At 36.5% G+C, this 24,990-nt stretch carries 20 protein-coding genes; 18 read left to right on the plus strand and 2 right to left on the minus strand.

Annotation, left to right across the window (positions count from 1 at the left end; genetic code table 11):
- Window positions 1-107: 107 nt before the first annotated feature.
- The 5 genes from ACTWP4_RS06730 to ACTWP4_RS06750 all read left to right on the plus strand — a co-directional run bounded on the left by ACTWP4_RS06730 (window position 108) and on the right by ACTWP4_RS06750 (window position 4,877).
- A complete protein-coding gene (locus ACTWP4_RS06730; RefSeq protein ID WP_443127995.1) occupies window positions 108-422 on the plus strand; it encodes a DUF3892 domain-containing protein in 315 nt (104 codons plus the stop codon).
- A 695-nt stretch (window positions 423-1,117) separates the two neighbouring features.
- Window positions 1,118-2,392 (plus strand): ABC transporter substrate-binding protein, encoded by a 1,275-nt coding sequence (locus tag ACTWP4_RS06735; protein WP_443127996.1) that lies wholly within the window; start codon window positions 1,118-1,120, stop codon window positions 2,390-2,392.
- Between the two features lie 35 nt (window positions 2,393-2,427).
- Complete coding sequence (locus ACTWP4_RS06740; RefSeq protein ID WP_443127997.1) at window positions 2,428-3,327, plus strand: carbohydrate ABC transporter permease; 900 nt, start codon at window positions 2,428-2,430, stop codon at window positions 3,325-3,327.
- Between the two features lie 14 nt (window positions 3,328-3,341).
- Entirely contained in the window at window positions 3,342-4,211 is an 870-nt protein-coding gene (locus ACTWP4_RS06745) for a carbohydrate ABC transporter permease (protein ID WP_443127998.1), read from the plus strand.
- Between the two features lie 39 nt (window positions 4,212-4,250).
- Complete coding sequence (locus tag ACTWP4_RS06750; protein ID WP_443127999.1) at window positions 4,251-4,877, plus strand: YesL family protein; 627 nt, start codon at window positions 4,251-4,253, stop codon at window positions 4,875-4,877.
- 176 nt (window positions 4,878-5,053) lie between these two features.
- On the opposite strand, the gene ACTWP4_RS06755 is transcribed toward ACTWP4_RS06750, so the two are convergent.
- Complete coding sequence (locus ACTWP4_RS06755) at window positions 5,054-5,221, minus strand: YfhE family protein (protein ID WP_443128000.1); 168 nt, start codon at window positions 5,219-5,221, stop codon at window positions 5,054-5,056.
- Between the two features lie 477 nt (window positions 5,222-5,698).
- Between ACTWP4_RS06755 and ACTWP4_RS06760 the strand changes: the two genes are divergently transcribed.
- The 5 genes from ACTWP4_RS06760 to ACTWP4_RS06780 all read left to right on the plus strand — a co-directional run bounded on the left by ACTWP4_RS06760 (window position 5,699) and on the right by ACTWP4_RS06780 (window position 13,026).
- The gene (locus tag ACTWP4_RS06760) at window positions 5,699-7,417 is read left to right on the plus strand and encodes an FIMAH domain-containing protein (protein WP_443128001.1); all 1,719 of its coding nucleotides are present in this window, start codon (window positions 5,699-5,701) and stop codon (window positions 7,415-7,417) included.
- A gap of 493 nt (window positions 7,418-7,910) precedes the next feature.
- A complete protein-coding gene (locus tag ACTWP4_RS06765) occupies window positions 7,911-8,921 on the plus strand; it encodes a DUF3231 family protein (protein WP_443128002.1) in 1,011 nt (336 codons plus the stop codon).
- A gap of 727 nt (window positions 8,922-9,648) precedes the next feature.
- On the plus strand, window positions 9,649-11,136 hold the full coding sequence (locus ACTWP4_RS06770) for a glycoside hydrolase family 5 protein (protein WP_443128003.1): 1,488 nt from the start codon (window positions 9,649-9,651) through the stop codon (window positions 11,134-11,136).
- Window positions 11,137-11,330: 194 nt separating this feature from the next.
- Window positions 11,331-11,789: a hypothetical protein gene (locus ACTWP4_RS06775; protein ID WP_443128004.1), complete on the plus strand. Its 459-nt coding sequence runs from the start codon at window positions 11,331-11,333 to the stop codon at window positions 11,787-11,789.
- A gap of 256 nt (window positions 11,790-12,045) precedes the next feature.
- Window positions 12,046-13,026, plus strand: coding sequence for a tRNA dihydrouridine synthase (locus tag ACTWP4_RS06780; protein ID WP_443128005.1), 981 nt, complete (start codon window positions 12,046-12,048; stop codon window positions 13,024-13,026).
- 270 nt (window positions 13,027-13,296) lie between these two features.
- Here the strand turns inward: ACTWP4_RS06780 and ACTWP4_RS06785 are convergent, their stop codons facing one another.
- Entirely contained in the window at window positions 13,297-14,256 is a 960-nt protein-coding gene (locus tag ACTWP4_RS06785; RefSeq protein WP_443128006.1) for a cation diffusion facilitator family transporter, read from the minus strand.
- A 187-nt stretch (window positions 14,257-14,443) separates the two neighbouring features.
- Between ACTWP4_RS06785 and ACTWP4_RS06790 the strand changes: the two genes are divergently transcribed.
- From ACTWP4_RS06790 to ACTWP4_RS06825, 8 genes are all read left to right on the plus strand, one after another.
- Complete coding sequence (locus ACTWP4_RS06790) at window positions 14,444-16,054, plus strand: FMN-binding glutamate synthase family protein (RefSeq protein WP_443128007.1); 1,611 nt, start codon at window positions 14,444-14,446, stop codon at window positions 16,052-16,054.
- An 18-nt stretch (window positions 16,055-16,072) separates the two neighbouring features.
- Window positions 16,073-17,704: an acetolactate synthase large subunit gene (locus ACTWP4_RS06795; protein WP_443128008.1), complete on the plus strand. Its 1,632-nt coding sequence runs from the start codon at window positions 16,073-16,075 to the stop codon at window positions 17,702-17,704.
- Between the two features lie 14 nt (window positions 17,705-17,718).
- Window positions 17,719-19,164 carry an aldehyde dehydrogenase family protein gene (locus ACTWP4_RS06800; RefSeq protein ID WP_443128009.1) on the plus strand — a complete coding sequence of 482 codons (1,446 nt, stop codon included), beginning with the start codon at window positions 17,719-17,721 and terminating at the stop codon, window positions 19,162-19,164.
- A gap of 458 nt (window positions 19,165-19,622) precedes the next feature.
- Window positions 19,623-20,288, plus strand: coding sequence for a YesL family protein (locus tag ACTWP4_RS06805; RefSeq protein WP_443128010.1), 666 nt, complete (start codon window positions 19,623-19,625; stop codon window positions 20,286-20,288).
- A gap of 50 nt (window positions 20,289-20,338) precedes the next feature.
- Window positions 20,339-21,358 carry a hypothetical protein gene (locus ACTWP4_RS06810; protein ID WP_443128011.1) on the plus strand — a complete coding sequence of 340 codons (1,020 nt, stop codon included), beginning with the start codon at window positions 20,339-20,341 and terminating at the stop codon, window positions 21,356-21,358.
- A gap of 44 nt (window positions 21,359-21,402) precedes the next feature.
- On the plus strand, window positions 21,403-22,977 hold the full coding sequence (locus ACTWP4_RS06815; RefSeq protein ID WP_443128012.1) for an extracellular solute-binding protein: 1,575 nt from the start codon (window positions 21,403-21,405) through the stop codon (window positions 22,975-22,977).
- A gap of 117 nt (window positions 22,978-23,094) precedes the next feature.
- On the plus strand, window positions 23,095-24,021 hold the full coding sequence (locus ACTWP4_RS06820) for an ABC transporter permease (protein ID WP_443128288.1): 927 nt from the start codon (window positions 23,095-23,097) through the stop codon (window positions 24,019-24,021).
- Window positions 24,022-24,051: 30 nt separating this feature from the next.
- Window positions 24,052-24,945: a carbohydrate ABC transporter permease gene (locus ACTWP4_RS06825; protein WP_443128013.1), complete on the plus strand. Its 894-nt coding sequence runs from the start codon at window positions 24,052-24,054 to the stop codon at window positions 24,943-24,945.
- The last annotated feature ends 45 nt before the right edge of the window (window positions 24,946-24,990 follow it).

The following is a 24,990-nucleotide window of genomic DNA, read 5'->3' on the forward strand; positions in this document are numbered from 1 at the left end:
TTTGCGATAAATCAAATCGATTATGTGCTCTCCATAAGCTGCGGAGAGATTACACATAAAAATTCCCCTTCGTTGTAAACTAAATGTATGTTCGGGAGGTGTAGAATATGGACAATCAAGAATTCGAGAAAATATTTCAAGATTATAAACAGCAGGGGGAGGAACAAGTTCAGCAGGAAGTGCCAGCATCAGGAGAGCTTGGAAAAGAACAAATTGTTGCTGTTCGAAAAAATGATGAGGGCGATATTATTGCATTTAAAACGAATAGCGGCAGAGAGTTAGACTACGTAACCGCAATTGATGAAGCAAAAGCAGGAAAACTGGAGCATGTCGATGTATTTCATAAGTATGGTCGAGACATTATCCGTAGTGAACCTGACGGTATTAAAGAAAATAATCTAGATCAATTAGATACTTTTTAATAGGATTGATAAAGAAACATACTTCTCTAGGTTTAAGAAGTTCACATTAAGGATGAAACATTAAACTAACTTATGGAAAAGTAGATCAAATCGCATAGTGTGATTGGCATGCCTTTTTCTGAGGGGTATCATGGGATTTACTACATATCCCGTCATTTAGTTTCCAAGTAGATATACAGAAAATCTCCACCTTTTACAGGTGGGGATCTTTTTCGTTATGCATGAGAGATGAGCTCTACCATCTAATTACTACAATATATCGAAAAGATTGCGGCAATAAAATAAACGATTCAATTAGGCGATTCCGATTCCTATCAGGTCGTCTTTTGACCATAATGAGTTTAAAGGAATTAATATTTATCCTATTTACCTTCATTATAATATATAACTTATATAGTCTATTTTTCAAAAAAATTACAATTATATATTGACTTTCCATTTAACATAGTATATGATCTTATACTAAGTTAGTCTAATCGATAAACAATGAATAATTAGTTCTTCACTTCTAAGTCGGTACCTTACTTCTATGTAAAAAGGTGCTTATTTTTTCGTTAAATGACAGCGTTTTCAAATCATCTAATATCTAAATGAAGGGAGGTACCAATGGTATGTGTAGGATGAATTAATAGCATGAATACAGTAATTAATACTTTTTTGGAATTTTAAAATATTGGATAGGTGGTGTAAGCGAAATGAATATGAAACCTATTGTATTAAAAATGATAATGTATTGTTTTCTTGCTTCTATTCTTTTTGGTTGTTCTTCATCATCTTCATCTCAGCAAAAAAAGGAATTGACGATTTGGACATTTACAGAAGAAGCCAGATATGCAGTAGAAAAATTTGAAGAACGTTATCCAGATATCGATGTGAATTTATTATTTATTAACAACGATAACTATTTGCAAAAGCTCATTTCTGTTTTACAAGTTGAAAAAAATGTTCCAGATGTTTTCTTTGTGGAACGAACTTATTGGCCACAGATCAGAGACATTCCAAGACTGGAAAATCTGTCTCAGAAGCCCTACAATGCAGAAGAAATTTTGGAGCAACAATTTGAATATATTCAAGCTGAAGAAAAGGACGAAGATGGAATTGTAAGAGGTTTAGGCTATCAAGGAACGCCAGGTGGGTTTTATTATCGTCGAGATTTAACCAAGGAATATTTAGGTACTGATGATCCAGAAGAAGTAAGTGAATTGATATCTAGCTGGGATAAAATTATGGATATTGGTGAGAGAGTGGCAGAAGAAAGTAATGGAGAGATACATGCCTTGTCTAGTTGGAGCGCGATTAATAATGTAGAAAGTTCTAATATTGAGGAACCTTGGATTGTGGATGAAAAGTTAACCATTGATGAAGGCAGAATTAATACTTTAGATCTAGCTAAGGAAGCTAGAGAACGTCAGGTAGAAGCTAAATTTGAATCTTGGGGTCCTGCTTGGACAGCTTCCATGCAACAAGGAAACGTCATGTTTTATCCAGAACCTACATGGGGACTTCCACATATATTCAAAAATAATGCTCCTGAAACATCTGGAAAGTGGGGATTAGCTCATGGACCGAAACCCTTTAGCGGTGGAGGGACTTTTCTTGCTATGTATAAAGAAAGTCAAAAAAAAGATCTTGCATGGAAGTTTATGAAATTCTATACAACGGATAAAGAGTTTTTAAAAGAATTGGCAGAAAGTCAGCAATATTTTTTGAGTAATAAGAATATTAACCAAGAATTAGCTCCCACATTAACTTCAGAGTTTTTAGGTAATCAAAAATATTTTGCTTTTTTTGTAGAAGCTGGAGAACAGGTCCCCTCTGCACCACAAACAAAGTATGATAATGATATCAATAGTATTTGGGAAGAAAAAGTAAACGATTTTCTTAATGGTAGGTTGGAGTCTAAAGAAGCAATGATTGAATCATTTAAAACAGAAGTTGGCAACCATTTCCCAGAGATTCAAGTGGATTAATAGTTTGACATAATCCCTAAAAAGGAGGCAATTTAATGTTTTCAAAGTCTATACGAAAAGATAATTATGGATATTTGTTTATTGCTCCATTTTTTCTTATATTTTTTATATTTGGGCTATATCCCATTGTGTATTCTCTGTATTTAAGCTTTACAGATTGGGATGGATTTGGCCAGCCAGTTCTAGTAGGATTTCAAAATTATCAAAGAATTATTGGAGATTTTTTCTTTTACAAATCTTTATTTAATACTTTATTAATATGGGGCGCATCCGTTATCCCTCAGTTAACAGTTAGTTTAATATTAGCAGTTATATTACATGAGAAATTTGTTAAAGGGAAAAGTTTTTTTAGAGCGGTATTTTTCTTCCCGAACATTGTTACAGCAGCATCCTTAGGACTACTGGTAGGGTTAATCTTCAGCTGGCAAACCGGTAGTTTTAATCAATTCCTTATGAGTATAGGTATCATCAGTGATCCAATAAATTGGGCTGATAAACCAAACTTTATGAGAGGATTGGTTTCTTCCATCCTTTTTTGGCAGTACTTCGGTTATTCTATGATTATTTATATAGCAGGGCTCCAAGGTATTTCTAAGGATATTTTAGAAGCAGCTGAAATCGACGGAGCTTCTAAAGTGAAAGTGTTTTTTACTATTACCTTGCCTCTACTACGTCCGATTATCCTATTTCAAGTTGTTACCTCTATTATAGGAGGAATGCAGATTTTTGATCAACCCTACACGCTGACAGATGGATCAGGTAACCCTGACAATGCTACATTAACAAGTGTTATGTATTTATATGACACCGCTTTCACTCGTTATCAGTATGGTTATGGTTCTGCGATTGCGTTTGGTTTATTTATTATAATTGTTATATTTTCTATCATTTCCTTTACGACTATGAATCTTAAAACGAAACAAGGAAAGGCTTAAAGGGGGTATTTCTTATGTTACAAACAAGTGTTGATAATGTACGTGAAAAAGCAGTAAAAGCAAAGAATATGAAACTAAGCCATATATTTGTTCATCTGTTTCTTATTCTTTTAGCTATCATTTGTATTGTGCCTTTCTACATTATGATCATTTATGGAACACACACGAATGCAGATATTGCATCTAAATTTATTTTTCTCCCGGGACAGGCGCTTATAGAAAATTATCAATCTATGACGGAAAACATGAATATCTGGAGAGGTTTCTTAAATAGTCTTATTATTGCAGGTTGTTCGACGGCTCTCACCCTTTATTTTGGGGCATTAAATGCTTATGGTTTCGCCAAATACAAATTTAAAGGCAATAAGTTATTGTTCTGGTTTGTATTGGCAACCATGATGGTTCCACAGCAATTAGGTTTGGTAGGTACTTTTCGTATTATGTATATTCTAAACCTTCTTGACACATATGCAGCCTTGATATTACCAGCTGCCGCCAACGCTTTTGCTGTCTTTTTTGTGAAACAGTTTATAGATGGTACGATCCCAGATGAAATTATAGAGTCAGCTAGAGTAGATGGAGCTAGTGAATTCAAAACGTTTAACAAAATTATTCTTCCGATGTTAGCGCCTGCTTTGGCTGCACTAGGAATATTTGCATTTATCGGGTCATGGAATAATTTTATCGGACCTTTAGTTTTGTTATTTACCAATGATAAATATCCCTTACCACTTCTTGTTCAGTTACTTCAGGGTTACTACGGAACAAATTATGGTGTTCAGTATCTAGGAGTTGCATTATCGGTTCTGCCAATCATAATAGTCTTTGCAATATTCTCGAAACGCATCATAGGAAGTGTGGCAATTGGAGCAGTGAAAGGTTAAGGTTATGAAAAAATCTAATTCAAGAAGGGTGATTACGGTATGCAATTAAATGGATTGACAGGATTCATCTACAAGACTGGAGAATGGGCAATCAGACTTTTCTATACAAATCTATTATGGATCTTTTTCACCCTTCTAGGTTTAGGTGTTTTTGGGCTTATGCCAGCTACGGTGAGCCTTTTTGCCGTATTGCGTCAGTGGATTATAAAAAAGGAAGATTTTCCGATATTTAGAAGCTTTTTGTACTACTATCGCAAAGAATTTATCAAGTCGAACTTGTTTGGCCTATTGTTTTTAGTTGTTGGATCTATTATCAGGGTAGACATTATATTCTTAAAAGAATCGTCAACTCTTTTTCTTCAGATACTTTCAGGGGTAATGTTGTGTATAGGATTACTGTATTTCATCATACTTCTTTATTTCTTTCCGGTTTATGTACATTTTGATATTTCTTTTACCCAACACTTAAAATATGCTTTAATCATAGGCGTTTCACAGGTTTCATCAACTATAATGATGGTACTAGGTCTTGCATTAGTTTTTTGTTTATATTGGTATATTTCTGGGCTTATTCCGTTATTTTTTATGAGTCTATTTAGTTTAAACCTGATGTGGTTTGGATATAGGTCATTTGTGAAAATTGAGTATGAGCTACAACAAGTTTGATTTATTTCTGTTCTTATCATTTTAACTTGTCACTAAAAATTATTCTTAGTAGAGTCCTATGTATTTAATTTTACTCAGTTTACCAGGAGTTGTAGGTCTTTTCTCATTGAAGAAGCCCCCTACAGGAAGGGGCAAGTTAAAGAAAAAAGCAGCTAAGAAAGCTGCTTTTAAATGACCTATCTTTGAAGGTTAGGATTTTCTTTTTTTGCTTCTTTTACTTTAGGCTTTCGGTATCCACCAGCAATATCTGCTTTTTTAAATTCTTTTGCATAAATGACTTCCTGAGCAGCTGATGGTTCGTCCCCATTTCCTCCTATAGGTTGATACTGTGTTTTTTTGGACATAGTGCTCATCCTTTCTATTGGAATTGGGTTATATAAATATTTACCCTTTATATCCAAGTGATAAACAAAGTGTCTGAATATTCTCTCGTCATGTTTTAGAACAACAAGTCGACAGCCCTTTCTTTTAGGATAATGGTCATCCCTATTTCTAATGTTAATTTTAGTGATGAGGTATATTTTTTAGAAATCACGTAAAAAGGTTTATAACAACAATTAATAATTCCACAGCCTTCTCAATTGCCTTATATATGTTACCTTAAAATGTCCCATAGTCATATCTAGTACAATATACTGGCACTTTCCTTCGGGAATGACGGTTGAAACAACGAAAGAAATATGTGGAATTAGTTAGCAGTACACATATAGAATGATTGTTTGTTGCACTGAAACTATTAAAAATTAAGGGGGTGAAAAGTAGGTTGTTGTAAATAGTCAATATTTTTGAAACGCTTACATTAAAAGGGAGTTGTACGAATAATGTTAAAGAAAATATTAGTTGTGAGTTTCCTAGTTTGCTTTATCATGTTATTAAAATTACCTTCAGGCTTCGCAGCAGAAGAAGCGACGGCAACAATTTTACCGTTTATTCTCAAAAATGAAAACTTTGCCTTTCACGAGCGTACTGATGCCCTCATTATTGATGCAGGCAAAGAAGTAGATGGCTCAACGCTTGCTATATCAGATTTCGATGTACATGTGATCGCAACAAGAAAAGTCGATCCGAATTATGTGGGGTATGACGGTCCTCGCGAGGTAATTGATGTTTATACTAGTGACGTGAATGATTCTGGTTATCCTTCCGATACTGGACGATATATCATTGTTGATTTTCCTGATGTTGGGTGGGGCGACGGTGGAGCCACTATCGAAGACGGATATACGTTTGATTCAAAGTACACGATAACTTACAAGGGTGAAGAAATTGCCTTTGTGGATGGATCCTCAATAGTGCCTGAGGGATTTAATCAGAATGGTGTTGTCAGTCCAGTCCTTGACAAATATCAATATGCAAACTATGAAGGACTTGATTATAGTTATTTTTATAATGAGGAGGCGGAGGAGCCCCTACCTCTAGTAGTATTCTTCCACGGTGGTGGACAGGGTAACGATATCTATACTCCTATCAGATTCAGTAATGGTGGCACCGTTTGGGCTAACCCTGAAAATCAGGCCAAGTATCCGAGTCATGTACTGGCTCCTCGTAATGCTACTACCCCAGAAGACATGCATAATGTCAAGGGAATCATCGATGAAATGATAGCTGAGGGCAAAGTTGATCCTAACCGAGTCTATATTACTGGGTTCTCAATGGGCGGAGGCTCCACCTGGACCTTCCTCAAAACTTTCCCTGACTTCCCTGCAGCGGCTGCACCTCTTTGTCCTGCAAGTGGGCCTGGTAGTGTGGAAAATGCTAGAGCAGTAGCATATTTGCCTATTTGGTCTTTTGTAGATGAAGGAGATTTTTTGTTTGACTCTGTTGTCGAAATCGACAGAACTTACGGACCATATCTGAACGATTCCCTGTTGACCATACTGCCAGAAAACAGACTGGATGATCCGCCATATAACGGGCACGTGTTCGATGGGCATGCAGTATGGCTTCCAGTCTATAATGAGTATGTCCATCCTGAACGTGGCATGCTTATAGATTGGTTATTTTCGAAAAGTAAAATTAGAGGTATATCTGATGTAGAAGTTAATACTGTGTCTGGGGTTGCTCCAACTATTCCCGAAACAGTATCTGTAGATGTCAATTACAGCTCGACAGGGGTTGTTTCAGAAGAACGAGCAGTTGTCTGGAATGAGATTGACCCACATAACTATGGTAACGATGGACCAGGAGTCTTTCAGGTAGAGGGAACTATACAGGGATCTGTTAAAAAGGTTATTGCAACTGTAACTGTTGAATACAGAAACCGAATTGCCGACCTTAAAGAAACTGTTACAGGTCTGGATATTGTGCATGGAAATAAGAATACTCTGATGGTAAAGCTGAATAAGGCAGAAGATTTCCTGTCTGATAAAAGACATGACAAATCTGAACAAGCAGTCAAACAATTGAACACCTTTATCCAGCAGGTCAATAGTTTTGTAAAACCGGGTAAACTGACTGAAGAACAGTCGATAGAGATGATTGAAGCAGCAAAAGAGTCAATTAGGAATATTACAAACTTAAATAACATAACGGTCAGTTGAAAAGCCAGTATAGAACTTAAATTTTTTTGTGACAGCAATACCAAGAAGATTACTAAATGGACCGCATAAAGTCAAAAGATTTTTGCGGTCTATTTTATTTAACCCGGTACTAACCGTCTGTAATACATCATTTCAAAAGTTAGGAAGCTAAATTGGGTTAAGCAGGCGCTTACACCCTTTGCTAATGTTCAGTGGGGTGTAAGTAACCTGTTATTGTCTCACTTTATAACAAAAATACTGTCTTTAATATTAACATCAATCTCCTAATCCCCAACTCAGAAAGGAGAATATATGTCAGGGAGACGGCACCCCCAGTTGTATGTATCCTACACTTTTTATCCACATCTGGAGTCCCTTTCTTAATGTCAAAGATTCAGTCCATTATTCCTGAATTGGAAGAATTTTAAACAATCATACTAAATAATTTTACATATATAGTTACATATAGGAGAAAATGAACGTTAAGGAATAATTCTATTTTGGAGGGATGACAATGGATTCTACTCAGCAATACGATATCAAATTAACATCGGCAGAGATAACAAATCTATGGTCTACATACATGAATGACAGTGGTTCCATCTGCCATTTAAAATATTACCTAAATATAGCAGAAGATACTGAAATTAAATCTGTTATTCAATCTGCATTAGACATTTCACAATTGCATGTTAACACAATAACCGAGATATTTACTCAGGAAGGTTATCCTGTTCCTCATGGCTTTAAATTAAATGAAGATGTTGATGTGTCTGCCCCAAGGTTGTTTTCTGATTCTTATTTTTTAAATAATGTTAATCAATTGGGTAAGATTGGTTTAAATGCATATAGCATGGCTTTACCTACAGCAGTAAGAGAAGATGTTTATAGTTTTTTTAGTCAGTGTTTAAGTGAATCAGATAATCTTATCAAACAAACCAACGATATATTATTGGCAAAGGGGCTGTATATCAAGTCACCATATCTCCCGAAGCCTGAATCATACGATTTTGTAAAAGAGAAAAGTTTTTTAGCAGGTTTTTTTGGCGAAAAAAGACCCCTTACAGGTACCGAAATCACAAACCTATATACCAATTTTCAAAGGAATGCATTAGGGGCAGCCACCTTGATTGGTTATAGCCAAGTTGCACAGGATGAAGAAGTAAAACAATTTCTGTTAAATGGAAAGGAAATGGCAAATAAGCATTGTGAAATATTTAGTTCGCTTCTAAGAGAAAGTGATTTACCTTGCCCTATGACTTGGGATACAGAGGTTACCGATTCTATTACGTACACTTTTTCTGACAGGAAAATGATGTTTTACACAACAAGTTTAATTGCACTTAGCGTGGGGTACTACGGTACAAGTATGTCAATGAGCCCAAGAAGAGATATTGGCGTTATGTATAGCAGGTTAGTTGCAGAAATATTAAAATACGCTAATGAAGGGGCAAAAATTATGATCAAGCATGGATGGATGGAAGAACCGCCACGGGCATTAGACCGTGATGAATTAGCAAAATAGTTAAAAATGAATAAAGCTTGAACAAGAATTTTAAGTTGATATGACAACAATTATAAGGAATTATGGACTTAAAATATTCATCAAATAAAAGGAAACTGCTTTGATAATGCCGGAATGGAATCCTTCCACTCCTCGCTAAAGTCGGAAGAATTCAACACTCAAAATAGAGTGCAGCAACCTCAGCAACCATTGATCAAACAGGTAACTCAATTGAGAAAGTAAACTTAAGTGCCAATCAATTAAATATGCTATCAAATGACCTAAATGAATTAATTAAAAAATTTTAAGTTGTAAAAAATTTTTTAACGAAAATAACTTATGACTGAATGGAAGGCAATGTTCTACTAGACAGGAACATTGCCTTTTGTTTGATTAAAATCTTATCGATTATGCAGAATAAAGTTAATCGATAACTTAATGTTATTGTGATATTAGAGGAATACATAGAAAAAATGATAAGGATAAATACAAAAAATAATCATTATTACCTATGTAAAGTAGTTATAAATAATGAATATTCAACAATAATCAAGATTTGTAAAAAAATACATTGTATTTAATTTCCTTTATGATAAAATGTATAATATTAATTAAGTTAACGATTAATTATATTTATTTTTGATAGCGTTTACTTTAGTTTTACCTCTTTCTTCTCTTAAAGAAGGGAGTGAAAATATCAAAAAAGAAAGAGATAAAATAAAAAAATTAATGAGGTGATATAATGGTTATGAATAGAAAAATACCATTCTTTATTTTAAGTTTTTTCTTGTTAATCTCTACTTTCTTTTTTATTAACATCCCTAAAGCACAAGCAGCAACTGGTTTTTATGTAAGCGGAAACACTCTTTATGATGCTACAGGTGAACCTTTTGTAATGAGAGGTGTTAACCACCCACACTCATGGTATAAAAGTGATTCTGCTACTGCTATTCCTGCAATTGCAGAAACGGGGGCAAATACAGTAAGAATCGTATTATCGGATGGTAGCCAGTATACGAAAGATGATATTGATACGGTTGAAAACCTCTTATCATTAGCAGAAGAGAATAACCTTATTGCCGTATTAGAAGTACATGATGCTACTGGATCAGATGACCTTAATGCATTGAACAGTGCCGTTAATTATTGGATAGATATTAAAGATGCACTGATCGGGAAGGAAGACAAAGTTATCATTAATATCGCAAATGAGTGGTACGGTACATGGAATGGATCTGAATGGGCTAATGGTTATAAACAGGCGATTCCCAAACTAAGAAATGCAGGTTTAGAACATACATTAATCATAGATTCAGCAGGTTGGGGGCAATACCCGGAATCCATTCATGACTACGGGCAAGAGGTATTCAATGCTGATCCTTTAAAAAATACAATGTTCTCCATTCATATGTATGAATACGCTGGTGGAGATGCTTCCACTATTCAATCCAATATTGACAATGTGCTCAATCAAGATCTTGCATTGATAATAGGAGAATTTGGACATATGCACACAGATGGAGATGTAGATGAGGATACGATTTTGAGTTATTCCGAGCAAACAAATGTTGGTTGGCTTGCGTGGTCATGGAAAGGAAATGGATCTGAATGGGAGTATTTAGATTTATCCAATGATTGGAGTGGAAATAATTTAACTTCTTGGGGAGATAGAATAGTGAATGGTACCAATGGTATAAAAGCTACTTCAAAAATCAGCCCGATTTTCGGAGATGGAAATGACCCGGGTAGTGGGGATAATCCACAGGATTCAGGTGGATCTGAGGAAACACTGTATGATTTTGAATCAAGTATACAAAACTGGAATGGCGAAAATGTATCAGAGGGTCCTTGGTATGTAAATGAATGGGCAGCAAGTGGAAACCATTCATTAAAAGCTAATGTACAATTAAACAATTATTCTAAGCATTATTTATCCCTTATTGAGAACAAAGATTTTAGTGGGAAATCGCAACTAAAAGCAACAGTAAAACATGCTGATTGGGGAAATATTGGAGACGGCATAAATGCAAAGTTATATGTGAAATCAGGGGCAGGTTGGACATGGTCTGATAACGGTAATGTAGCAATCAATTCTTCAAATGGGACAACTTTAGCATTGGATTTATCAACTGTTCCCAATCCTAATAACATTAGAGAAATCGGGGTTCAGTTTATAGGTTCTTCTAATAGTAGCGGTCAAACAGCTGTGTACGTTGATAATGTTACAATTGATTAACTAAAGAATTGAAGCGTTCTACTAGCTAACTCCAATCAGGGGTTAGCTTTTTCAATCGGAAAGTGTTCAATTCTACTTGACGGTTACAGATCACTTGTGGAACAAAAATGGAAATAAACTTTCGAAATGTTATTATGGAGTATAAGGAAGTTTCAACATTGATGGTGATACATATAAACGAGGAGGAATCTTCTGTGGAGTATCATATAAACCCGCTAAGATGGTCGATCATTAGTATTTTCGTTGTTGTGATATTATGGAATTTATTATCGGATTATTATGGGTTCTCTTTACCTTTATTCCTATTCTATTTATTATTTGTAGTTGGATTAGCTTATTCCATTCAATTTACATTTAAAATACAGAAGCACCATTTAGTATACCAAGTATTATTATTTAAAAGATCTATTATAAAAAAGGAGATTTACCCCGAACAAGTAAATCAAATAGAATTCATACGTGCCGGATGGGTTAAAAAAGCCGCCATTATCAAAGTAGAAAAAGGATTCGATATAAGATTAGCTGTACTACAACCCCCTGAAGCATATGACCATTTGATTGTATTTGCAGAAAAACATGATATATCAATAGTTAAAACCAATGACTACTTAACTTTGGAAAGAAAAGGGGAGAGGAACAAAATGAAAGACTAGTTCATACCTTTCTTATGGACAAAAGTCCACGAGAAGAGGATGACCCTTATTTTTCATATTTGGTGCCTAACCTCTATATTTGCGCTTTTCTTTGTTCATACTAAATAGTATAATAATTAAGGTTTACTGTAGTTTGAAAAAAAGGTTTAAGAATGATATAAGTATAAAAGAAGCAGAGATTTCTTTGCTTTTTTATTTTTTTGTTATTTTAGGGGGGAGTTCTAATGCCCCGATAATGAGAGGATTTGAATTTGATATGACAGATAATTTCTGGCGTGATTTACCACGACCGTTTTTTATACTAGCACCGATGGAAGATGTGACAGATGTTGTTTTTAGACATGTAGTGAGCGAAGCAGGTAGACCTGATGTGTTTTTTACAGAATTTACAAACACGGAAAGTTATTGTCATCCAAATGGGCACCAAAGTGTGCGTGGGCGTTTGACTTTTACAGAAGATGAACAGCCGATAGTGGCGCATATATGGGGAGATAAACCCGAGTATTTTCGACAAATGAGTATTGGCATGGCGAAAGAAGGTTTTCGCGGTGTAGATATCAATATGGGTTGTCCTGTCCAAAATGTAGCAGCAAATGGGAAGGGATGCGGTCTTATCCGCCGTCCAGAAGTTGCAGCAGAGATAATACAAGCTGCAAAAGCAGGGGGATTGCCTGTTAGTGTGAAAACAAGACTTGGTTACACTGATGTAGAGGAATGGCACGACTGGCTAACACACTTATTGAAGCAAGATATCGTTAATCTTTCTATTCACCTGCGTACCAAAAAGGAAATGAGTAAGGTGGATGCGCATTGGGAACTAATTCCGGATATTAAAAAACTTCGTGATGAGGTGGCCCCAGATACACTTTTAACAATTAACGGGGATATTCCTGATCGTCAAACTGGTCTGGATCTCGTTCGCAAGTACGGTGTGGATGGGGTTATGATTGGGCGTGGTATTTTCACAAATCCATACGCCTTTGAAAAACAGCCCAAAGACCCTACTAGTACGGAATTGTTAGATCTCTTAAGATTGCATCTGGATCTCCATGATAAATATACAGAAATAGAGCCGCGTCTATTTAAGCCACTTCGTCGTTTTTTTAAGATCTATGTCCGTGGGTTTCGAGGGGCAAGTGAATTAAGAAATCAGTTGATGAGCACAGAGACCACGAATGAAGTCCGTACATTGCTTGATGAGTTTGAAAGAAATAATCTGGAAACGAGTATATTTTAATATAGATATACAGCCGATTGCATGTTTGCAAAAAAATCATACATGTAGTAGCGGTGGAGACCGACCACTGGTATCTACTTTAGACACACAAACTACAGAATATTAAGACAGGTTATTGTATTACCTGTCCCAGCTTGTAGACAGAGCCTAAGAAATGGCTCCTATCTGCAAGCTTTTTTGTATAATATAGAAAAGGGTGGAGTAGATAAATCTACACCACCGCATTTGACAAAGAAGGGTAATTTAAAAATTTGAACTTAAGCTATTCCCTCATTCTTCCGCTTTCCATGATTGAACATCGTCTGTTTCTATAATCCCCATTGTAACATCATCAATATCTGGGTCACTTAATACCTTATCACGGATTTCAAACTTTATATCATCCGCTTCCGCAAGAGCAAGTCCTTTTATTAATTCTATATAGGCTTCTACATGATATTGTCTTCCTTCTTGAAGAATACGCATTTCCTTTATATCAACAACATTTGGGTCGTCTAATATAATTTTTCCAATACGCTCTTCAATTTTTGCTGGGGCTGCTACACCAATTAATCCCATTGTATTATCATATCCAATTTTTAATGCGATCCCGACTAGTAAAATCCCAATTAACATTGTACCAATTCCATCTAAATAAAATAATCCCGTTAAATGAGATAAAATAACAAAAATCAATGCTACTAAAGCTCCAAATGTAGCAATAATGTCTTCGTAAAAGACAAGTCTGGTAGGGGGGGAAGCATAACGAACATTTTTAAACGACTCGGGAATAATCTGCATGCCCTTTGCATTAATTCGAGACTCATGTATTATTTCTTTCATCGCTTTGATAAGTACAAAGCCATCAATAAATATTGCCACGGACAAAATTATAATGTTAAGCCAAATGTTAGTGGATTCTTTTGGATGTTGAATGAGTTCCCACCCTTTTATTATCGTTTCATATGCCATAATTGCCACAATGATAACTGCAACTAAAACAAAAAGATTAACGACACGACCAAACCCTGTCGGAAAGCGTTTTGTTGGTTCTTTCTCAGCAAGAGCGCTACCGAAAAATACAAAGCCTTGGTTTGTTGCATCAGCAACAGAATGAATAGTAGTTGCAAACATAGCACCACTTCCACTAATCGCTGCTGCAATACCTTTTATAATAGCCAGAGTGGTATTCCCAAGAGCTGCTACACCAGAAGACTTATTTCCTTTTTTTAGAAAATGAATAAATTTCATTAATTTATCACCCTTTAGCTTAATCTATAAATAGTATGAGTTTAATTTATGAAGATATGTACTTAGGCTGATCAATTTTAATTAACTATACTGGTATCACTTAAGCTAGAGGGTGCTTATATGAAGAAGGATAATAATGAAACAAAAGATCATACTAATGTTAGCAATTTAATGGGAGGAATGGTATGTGAATATTGCCAACTTCATGACGATCATTGGATTTGTAGTTTGTACGATTGTAATTCTTATACTCTTAGCTGTTGGGTTGTATTTATTACGTGTGGATAAAAGGCAAAAACAGCACCCTATTCTTCGTAATTTTCCTCTAATAGGGAGAGCTAGATATTTCTTAGAGAATATTGGCCCCGAGTTACGTCAATATTTATTTAATAATGACCGTGAGGGAAAGCCTTTTTCACGAATTGAGTATCAACATATAGTGAAAAAAGCAAAATACAAGCGTGATGTTCTTGGATATGGCTCCCAACGCGATTTTGATGAGCCTGGATATTATATTCGTAATTCTCTGTTCCCTAAATTAACGGAGGAATTAAAGATGGACCGTGAAACGAAAGTGACGACAGAGCGCTACCTGTTGCTCAATGAACCTTTATTTGGTCAAAGAAAAGAGCGATTGGATAAGGATGAATCCCCTATTTATTTATTAGAAGATGATGAGGCAATTGTGATAGGAGAACAAACAAGGCATCCGTTCAAGGTTAAAGGTCAGGTTGGTATGTCTGCAATGAGTTACGGATCCTTAGGTGAGAGAGCTATTACGGCCCTCTCAGAAGGCTTAGGAATTGCTAAAGGAACTTGGATGAATACCGGGGAGGGTGGCATATCTGATTACCATCTCAAGGGTGGAGTAGATCTTATCATGCAAATTGGTCCCGGCTTATTTGGTGTAAGAGATATGGAAGGAAACTTTAGTTGGGATGCAATACTAGAAAAAAGTAATATTCCAGAAGTAAAAGCGTTTGAAATTAAATTAGCGCAAGGTGCAAAAACACGAGGTGGCCATATTGACGCAGAGAAAGTTACAGAAGAAATTGCCAGGATAAGAATGGTAGAGCCTTATAAGTCGATTGACAGTCCCAATCGTTTTCGTGAATTCAGTGACTTACCTTCCTTATTTGAATTTTTAGCGAAAGTTCGTGAACATACTGGGAAGCCTGTTGGCATGAAGGTTGTTATTGGAAGTAATCATGAGGCTGATGAACTTGCCAAAGCGATTAAGGATACGGGGATGGGACCAGACTTCATCACAATAGATGGTGGGGAAGGAGGTACTGGAGCATCCTACCAAGAATTAGCGGACAGTGTGGGGTTACCGATTCGCTCGGCGTTACCGTTAGTCGATAATGCTCTTCGGAAATACGGTGTCCGGGACAATTTGAAAATTATCGCTTCAGGGAAGTTGTTTTCACCTGACCGGATTGCCATTGCATTAGCTATGGGCGCAGATCTTGTCAATATAGCTAGAGGTTTTATGATAACAGTGGGTTGTATCCAAGCGCTTCAATGTCAATCCAATTCTTGTCCGGTTGGAGTCGCAACAACAGATCCTGAACTACAAAAAGGACTCGTAATAGAAGAAAAAAAATGGCGTACGGCAAATTACTTAATTACCATGCGGAAAGGTTTATACCGGCTAGCGGCTGCAGCAGGCATCGATTCACCGACTAAGTTTACAAGAGACCACATAGTTTATCGAGACGAAAAGGGCAGGACATGGTCATTAGACGATATCTATCAAGCAATGGTACAGCCTAAAAACATTAATGATATTTCTTAAAGGAAGAAGGTGCAATAAATGAAAGTAGCAGAACTATTGATAAAATGTTTAGAGCATGAAGGAGTCGAATATATTTTTGGTGTGCCAGGTGAGGAAAATATTGATGTGATGGATGCTCTTCATGACTCAACGATTCAATTTATTGTAACACGTCATGAAACGAGTGCCGCGTTTATGGCGGGAACATACGGAAAACTAACAGGGAAACCTGGTGTCTGCTTAGCAACGCTTGGACCAGGTGCAACCAATTTATTAACCGGAGTTGCCAATGCCAACATGGATCTCTGTCCGGTCGTGGCGATCACGGCACAAGCTGGTTTAGGTCGTCAGCATAAGATTTCCCATCAACATTACGACATGGTATCTGTTTATGATGAAGTAACAAAATGGAATACCCAGATAAAAACGCCTGATGTAGTTCCTGAAGTTGTACGAAAAGCATTTAAAGTTGCTACGGAGGAAAAGACCGGAGCAACGCATATTGAACTTCCTGAAGATGTTGCGAAAATGGATGTTGAAAGTTCACCTCTTAATATTATCCCTCATCATCTTTCAGAGGCGGATGAACCAGTAATTAACGAGGCGGCCAAAATAATAGAACAAGCAAAGCACCCTCTCATTTTAGTTGGAAATGGTGTAACAAGAGGGGATGCTGCTGAAGAATTAAGGTCTCTAGTAGAGATGGCAAATCTTCCAGTGGTTCATACCTTTATGGGAAAAGGTGCAGTAGCCTGGACTGATGAACATAGTTTACTAACTGCAGGAATAGGTGGTAATGATTATATTACGTGTGGATTTGATGAGTCAGACTTAATCATTGCTATTGGCTTTGATATGGCAGAGTATTCACCAAAAAGCTGGAATCCTGAAGGCAAAACCCCAATTCTGCACATTGATACGCAGGAAGCAGAAATCGATGCATGCTACCCTGTCCAGTTAAATGTTGTGGGTAATATAAAAGAGAATATAAAAAATGTGAAAAAGGCACTTACAGCAAAAGAAAGAGATTTAACTTGGGTGGCACATGTTCGCAACAAGGTACTTACTGAGCTAGAATCGTTTAAAAACGACATGGAATTTCCTGTGAAACCACAAAAGATTATTGCTGATTTACGATCTGTATTGGAGGAAAACAGTATTGTTATCTCTGATGTAGGTGCCCATAAAATGTGGATGGCTAGAATGTACCATTGTTATCAACCGAATACGTGCTTAATTTCGAATGGTTTAGCATCAATGGGTGTTGCAGTGCCTAGTGCCATTGCTGCAAAAATGGTTCACCCAGAACGTCAGGTAGTTGCTGTATGTGGTGATGGATCATTTCAAATGACAAGTGCAGAATTAGAAACTGCCAAACGCTTAAACTTACCGATTGTGATTCTTTTGTGGCGTGATGAAGGGTACGGTTTAATTGAATGGCATCAAATGAAAGCTTTTAACCGTTCATCCCACATTAAATTTGGCAATCCAGATTTTGAACAGCTAGCCAAATCCTATGGCTTTGAGGCACTGAAGGTTGACAAGACAGAAGAACTGAAATCAACCATTGAAAAAGCGTTATCGTTGAACAAGCCCGTATTAATCGATTGTCCAGTTGATTATCGAGAAAATATGAAGCTTACAGAAAAACTAGGAAATATTATTTGTTGAACGGAGGTTATATTATGATGACAATTGGTTCTATTATCGACGGTCAAGAACGAATAGAAGATAATCGACAAACAGTATCTGTTCATAATCCTTTTGATAACGAAAAAGTGGCGGAATTAAAACTAGCTACCAAGAAAGATCTCGAAGACGCTGTAACCATTAGCTTTGAAAAGTTTCATTCCGAAATGAAGGTTATGCCAGCCCATCAACGTGCTGATATTTTACGAAAAACTGCTGATTTGTTAGTGAAAAAAACCGAGGATTTTGCAAACACTATTAGCAAGGAAGCAGGTAAACCAATTAAGTATAGCCGTGCTGAAGTCGAGCGGTCTATCCAAGTTCTCCGTTTTGCATCTGAATTAGCCAAAAATATTACCGGGGAAATTATACCGATGGATGCTGCTATTGGTGGTGAACATCGAATGGGGCTAGTCAAGCGTGAGCCGTTGGGTGTAGTGGGGGCAATCACACCGTTTAACTTCCCATTAAACCTTTCCCTTCATAAACTTGCACCAGCCCTGGCAGCTGGTAACACAGTCGTTTTTAAACCGGCAGAAAAAACACCGATTTCTGCTCATATGCTTGTAAATCTGTTTCAAGAAGCAGGATTGCCAGCCGGTGTCATCAATTTACTTATCGGAACTGGTGAAGAAGTTGGTTCACCACTTGTGACGCATGACAAAGTCGAAAAAATTAGCTTTACTGGTAGCCTTCCAGTTGGTAAGAAAATTAGGGAAACAGCAGGATTTAAGAAAGTTACTTTAGAGCTTGGTTCCAATTCACCAAACATATTATTTAAGGATGCCAACATTGAATATGCTACGACAGAACTGGTAAAAGGGGCTTTTGCATTCTCTGGCCAAGTCTGTATTTCAGCACAACGTATTTATGTGCAGAGAGAAATTTATGATGAATTCCTTGAGTCATATACTAAAAAAACAAAAGCATTGCAAATTGGTGATCCAATCAGTGAAGAAACGGACATTGGTCCGATGATTAATGAAGAAGAAGCTAAACGAGCCAAGCAGTGGATTGATGATGCGGTAGACAAGGGAGCGACAATTGCGGCCGGCGGTGAACGAAATGGCACAATTTTATCACCTACGATCATGACTAATGTGGATGAAAACATGAAAATCATCGCTCAAGAAGTATTTGCTCCTATTGTATCAGTCATCCCATTTAATACGGAAGAGGAAGTAATCCAGTATTCGAATGATTCCATATATGGCCTGCAAGCGGGTGTTTTCACAAAAGATATTAACCGAGCATTACGCGTTGCTGATCGATTAGAAATGGGTGGCGTCTGGATTAATGAAATCTCTACGTATAGGCAAGATAATCATCCGTATGGTGGCGTGAAGCAAAGTGGTGTTGGAAAAGAGGGCGTAAAATATGCCATTGAAGACATGACTGAAATGAAGTTTATTGGGATTAAAATTGATCAAAACAATAAATAATCTTTTTTGGGAATGATTTCTTTCTCCGATAAATCATCATTATGTGGAATACTCTTTAGTACCACAATTATTTGCAGCCTAGTCACCAATCCAACTAAATCTCTAAAATAGCGAGGTTAGATGCATGGGTTTCCAGTATCACCCTAGTTCCCATTATAATATTGTCTCCTTCACGATATCAGTCCATGGCAGATGGTGGCGGTGGGAACAGTGGGTATGGATTCTCGTATGTTTCTTACCTCCAAACTCCTCTGAAAGCGCATCCAACAATCTGCTATTACTTATCCCAACATACAGACATTTAATATTTTCTTAGAATCAATTATAAATGTTGTAAGGCAGTAATTATATTATTATGAATTGGAGGGATAGCAAAGAAATAGGAATAATCTGATTAATAATGTAAAAAGATTTAGTTTTGATTTCTGTTATTAATCTAATAGAAAAGAGGACAATTCATGTTGACGAATGTCATGTCTGGTTTTTATCGACTAAGTGAATGGGTCATGCGAATGGCAATTTTGAATCTATTATGGCTGTTATTTACGTTGATCGGCGGCGTGATTTTTGGCTTCGGACCATCCACAGCCGCGATGTTTGCAATTGTGAGGAAGTGGATCCTAGGGCATGACGATATACCTGTTTTTAAAACATTCTGGCATTTATTCAAAGAGGAATTTGTAAGGGCTAACATTTTATCTTCTATTCTCATAGTGGTTGGCTATATTTTGTTTTTAGATTTAAGATTTTTCCTTATGCAAGATGGATTTATTTTTCGTATTTTAAGTTTTGTGATAATACTACTAAGCTTTATTTACGTTATTACGGCAATGTATGTCTTCCCCGTATTTGTTCATTACAACTTAAAGCTGGCTCAATATTTAGGCAATGCCTGTTTGATTGCGATTGCAACACCATTTGTAACTATTCTTATGATAATGTCGCTCGTATCGGTATACCTTCTGTTGGTTTATGTTCCAGGTCTGATTCCTTTCTTCGGCGGTAGTTGTATTAGTTTCTGTTTAATGTGGTTAGCTTATCTGTCAATCAGAAAAGTCGAAGCAGCGAATGAAACGATAAATGAAGGAGGGGATGCTATAGATAAGGGGAACTGTAAAAACTAATTGTAAGAAAATCTTTTCAATTAATATCCAAAACAAGGGGGAAATAAGTAATGAGTACTAGAGTGAAAGGTGCAATCTATTTACCTGCACAAGCTTACAATGCATATCAAATGTGGAGAGACTACCGGATAGATGAAATTGTCCGAGATCTCGAATTTGCGAAGAAGTTAAATTTAAATGCTTTACGAGTGTGGCTTAGCTATGAATACTGGTTGGAAGAACCTGAGAAGATGCAAGAAGTTTTCGATCATTTTCTGGAAGAAGCTGAAAAGAAAGGGATTCGAATTTTACCTTCCCTTTTTGAAAAAGTGGGAATAGAACCCACTTTTGAAGCAAGGATAGATAAAAACCCGTTAACAGCCGTATGTGTATATTCTCCATCGATGGAAATCATTAATAATCCAAACAGATGGAATGAACCGGCAGCATTTGTTAAATGGTTTATGCAGCATTATCGTGATGATGAACGATTATTAGCTGTAGAAGTAATGAACGAGCCTTATGGAGTTGACCGTCTTCAATTTGCACGAGAAATGTTAATATGTGCAAAAGAAAGGAAGGGGAAGTTGCCATTAACAATTGGTTGTATTGATTTTGAACATAACATGTATTTCCTCGATATTGGTATCGATATCCTGCAAAACCATGCTAATTTTCCAAATTCGATAGACTACATCGAAAAGCGATTAGCTCAATTCGAAGAGTTTGGGAAAATTCTTAATAAACCTGTATGGTTAACGGAATGGCAACGTATTCGTCCAACGTCAAATGGGTGGGGACAGAATCCATTAGGAAATGGAGAATGGCAACCGGATTATGAAGCATATGCAAAAGTGTTAGAAAATTATCCACAATTAGGTACATTTTTTTGGTCGCTAATGGTTAAACCAGCATATCTGCCACCGCAACGTAAGAAGGGAACATTGAATGGTGTGTTCCACGAGGATGGAGCTGTTTGGAGCCTGGATGATGCACGCGCCATTGCAAACGATCCTAACTTTGAAGCTGAAGAACGAAGAGAATGGCCGGAATGGGCAAAAGAGATACCTGAGAACGTATTCGTAAAGTGAAATATGTATGCGATTACACAAGGGGAGACGGAGGAGGTAGTAAAATGCAAAAAATAATAATACTAGTTTTATCTCTAGTATTTATTGGTCTGGTAGTTAATGGATGTTCAAATTCAAAGGATGCTAGTAAAGACTATGTGAGTGAAGGGCCGTCAGATAATTATAACGAAGAAGGCTTTCCAATTGTAGAAGAGCAAATTACTTTGAGATTTTTTGCTAGAAAATCACCCCCAAATGGACCGTACAATGAGATGAAAATGTTCAATGAGTATGAAAAAATGACTAACATAGACATTGAATGGGATGATGTTCCACAGGATGGTTTCCAGGAAAGAAAAAACCTTGAGTTTTCATCTGGGGAACTGCCAGATGCTTTTTATAAATCCAGTATTACACCATTGGAAGCTGTAGAATATGGATCATCCGGTGTACTTATTCCGCTTGAAGAATTGTTGGAGGATTATGCACCAAATTTAACCGCTTTATATAATGAATATCCTGAAATTAAATCATCGATTACAGCTCCAGATGGACATATCTATGCTTTACCCGCAATTCTTACTTTAAATGCAGCTAGAACGGATAAAATTTGGATTAATAAAACTTGGTTAAATAATTTAGGTTTGGAAGAACCGACAACTCCAGATGAACTTGTAAATGTTCTCAAAGCATTTAGAGATAATGACCCTAACGGGAATGGGGAACAAGATGAAATTCCAATGACATTCCGAAACTTTGGTCAGTTATTGAACTCAATGATTGGATCATGGGGAATGATCGATCAAATGGGGAACCACCTTATGATTGAAGATGAAAAAGTGAAATTTTGGGTAACGGACGATCGTTTTAAAGAATATTTACAATTCCTTCATAAATTATACGACGAACAATTAATGGATAGAGGCGTATTTACTCAAGAACAATCTAAATTTGTTGGTAATATGGCTTCTGGAAATGTCGGAATCTTTTGGAACCAGACTACTGATGCATTTAATAAAGTGAAAGACGACTATATAGGCATCTCTCCAATCATTGGTCCCTATGGAGATCAACTTTATTCAGCTGGACCAATTGCTCGTGATTTTGGTACATTCGCCATTACATCGAAAAATGAACATCCACAAGCAACAATGAGATGGATCGATTACTTCTTTAGTGAGGAAGGATCTATATTCTTCCGATATGGCGTTGAAGGAGACACATTTAATTACAATGATGAAGGTTTACCTGAATATACCGATGAAATTTTAAATTCGGAACAAGGTTTAGGACCGACGATCGGCCAATTTACCCCTTGGCCTGGTGGTGGATCACCACAATTTGTTACAGAGAAAAATGCTTCAGCAATCAACCCGCCTGAAGCTCAAGCTGCCCAAGAAATGCTAGATCCATATTTGCCAAACCCTATTTACGGTACACCAATCTTTGACGAAGATACAACAAAAGAAGTTGATCAAATCCGACAAGATATGGATCAATACTTCGAAGAATCCGCTTCTAAATTCATCACCGGTGATTTGAGCTTTGATAAGTGGGATGATTATGTATCCACAATCGAAGGAATGGGACTAGATCGTTTAACAGAAATTTATCAAGAAGCATATGACCGTACGAATTAGTAAATTGTCCAAGTCACTAGGTACAGTGTTTCCTTGTACCTAGTGATTTTAGAAGTTCAAGGGAGGTAAGCAGAAGTGACTGTTCTTAAACCAGAAATTGCAACAAATAAAAAAGATATAAGTAATGCCACTGCAAAAAGGAAAAAGGCTCTAAAGCGGTTTCTCTCCCGCTATGATTTATATCTCATGCTTCTTTTACCCATAATGTGGTATATGATCTTTCAATATGGACCAATGTACGGTCTGCAAATTGCTTTTAAAGATTATAATCCAGTCCAAGGATTTCTAGGAAGTGAATGGGTTGGATTTGAGAATTTTACTAGATTTTTCTCTTCCTATTACTTTGGAAGATTGCTTTGGAATACACTTTCCATTAGCTTATTATCCTTGCTCATTGCGTTTCCAATTCCAATATTCTTAGCATTATTAATTAATGAAATTAAAAGTCTTAATTTGAAGAAAACGCTTCAAAATGTCACATATATCCCTCACTTCATATCTGTTGTAGTAATTGTCGGTATGTTAGATTTATTTTTAAGTCCAGATGGGGGATTTATCAATATTATACTTAACTCCCTTGGAATAGAATCGATTCCTTTTTTAGAAAAGCCAGAATGGTTTAAAACAATCTTTATTGGCTCTAACATTTGGCAGAATATGGGGTGGCAATCCATTATTTATGTTGCAGCCTTAAGTGGAATTGACACTCAATTATATGAAGCAGCAAAAATTGACGGAGCAAGTCGTCTGCAAAGGATCATCCATGTTTCATTACCGGGAATTTTTCCAGTAATCATTATCCTGCTTATTTTAGACATTGGCCAGTTTATGAATGTTGGTTTTGAGAAAATTCTCTTAATGCAAAACAATTTGAACTTAGAATCTAGTGAAGTTATTCAGACTTTCGTATATAGAAATGGTATTCTCAATGGTGATTACAGCTATAGTACCGCTATTGGCTTATTTAATTCCATCATTAATTTTGCACTATTACTCTTAATCAATAGGTATGCAAGAAAAAAGGCGGAGACAAGTTTGTGGTAAGTACAACATTCGTACAAGGAGGGAACATAAATGATACAAAGCTCTTCAAAAATATCAGATGGCAAAATTTTTGATATCGTCGTCATTCTTATTTCAGCCGTTATATTAGTAATTGTACTTTATCCGCTACTATTTGTACTTAGTGCTTCGTTCAGTGATCCTGCGAAAGTAATGAACGGAGAAATGTGGCTCTTTCCAGTAGATTTTAATCTAGATGCGTATGCGGAGATTTTCAAGAATAGTGAGATTTGGATTGGTTATCGAAACACGATTATTTATACGACTTTGGGAACTATTATTAATATTGGCTTGACTACATTAGCTGCTTATCCATTATCGAGACGTGATTTACCGGGAAGGAATTTAATGATGTTCCTGATCACGTTTACGATGTTTTTTCACGGCGGGTTAATACCGACATATTTAATCGTTCAAAATTTAGGAATGATAGACACAATTTGGGCGATGGTCATCCCCAATGCGATTGCAACCTATAATTTAATTGTAATGCGTACCTACTTTCAGACAAGTATACCATGGGAGCTTCAAGAAGCAGCGATGATAGATGGGTGTTCCAATATAAAACTATTATTTAAGATTATTCTTCCATTATCAAAGCCAATCATTGCCGTGTTGGTATTATTTTATGCCGTTGCGCATTGGAACGCATTCTTTAATGCATTGATTTACTTGAGAGATGATGCACTCTACCCACTACAGCTCATTCTTAGACAAATACTGCTAGTTAATCAATTGGGTGGTACAGATTCTGCAGGTCAATTTGGTATGGATGAAAAAATATTACTAGGACAAAGTGTGAAATATGCTTTAGTTGTTGTGGCGAGTGTGCCGGTTCTGATCATGTATCCGTTCGTGCAGAAACACTTTGTGAAGGGTGTCATGATTGGTTCGATAAAAGGTTGATCACTCTTTAGAGTGGATTGCTGGAGAAAAATACTATTGAGGTGA

The organism is Gracilibacillus sp. D59, assembly GCF_052246695.1.
Classification (GTDB): domain Bacteria; phylum Bacillota; class Bacilli; order Bacillales; family Amphibacillaceae; genus Gracilibacillus.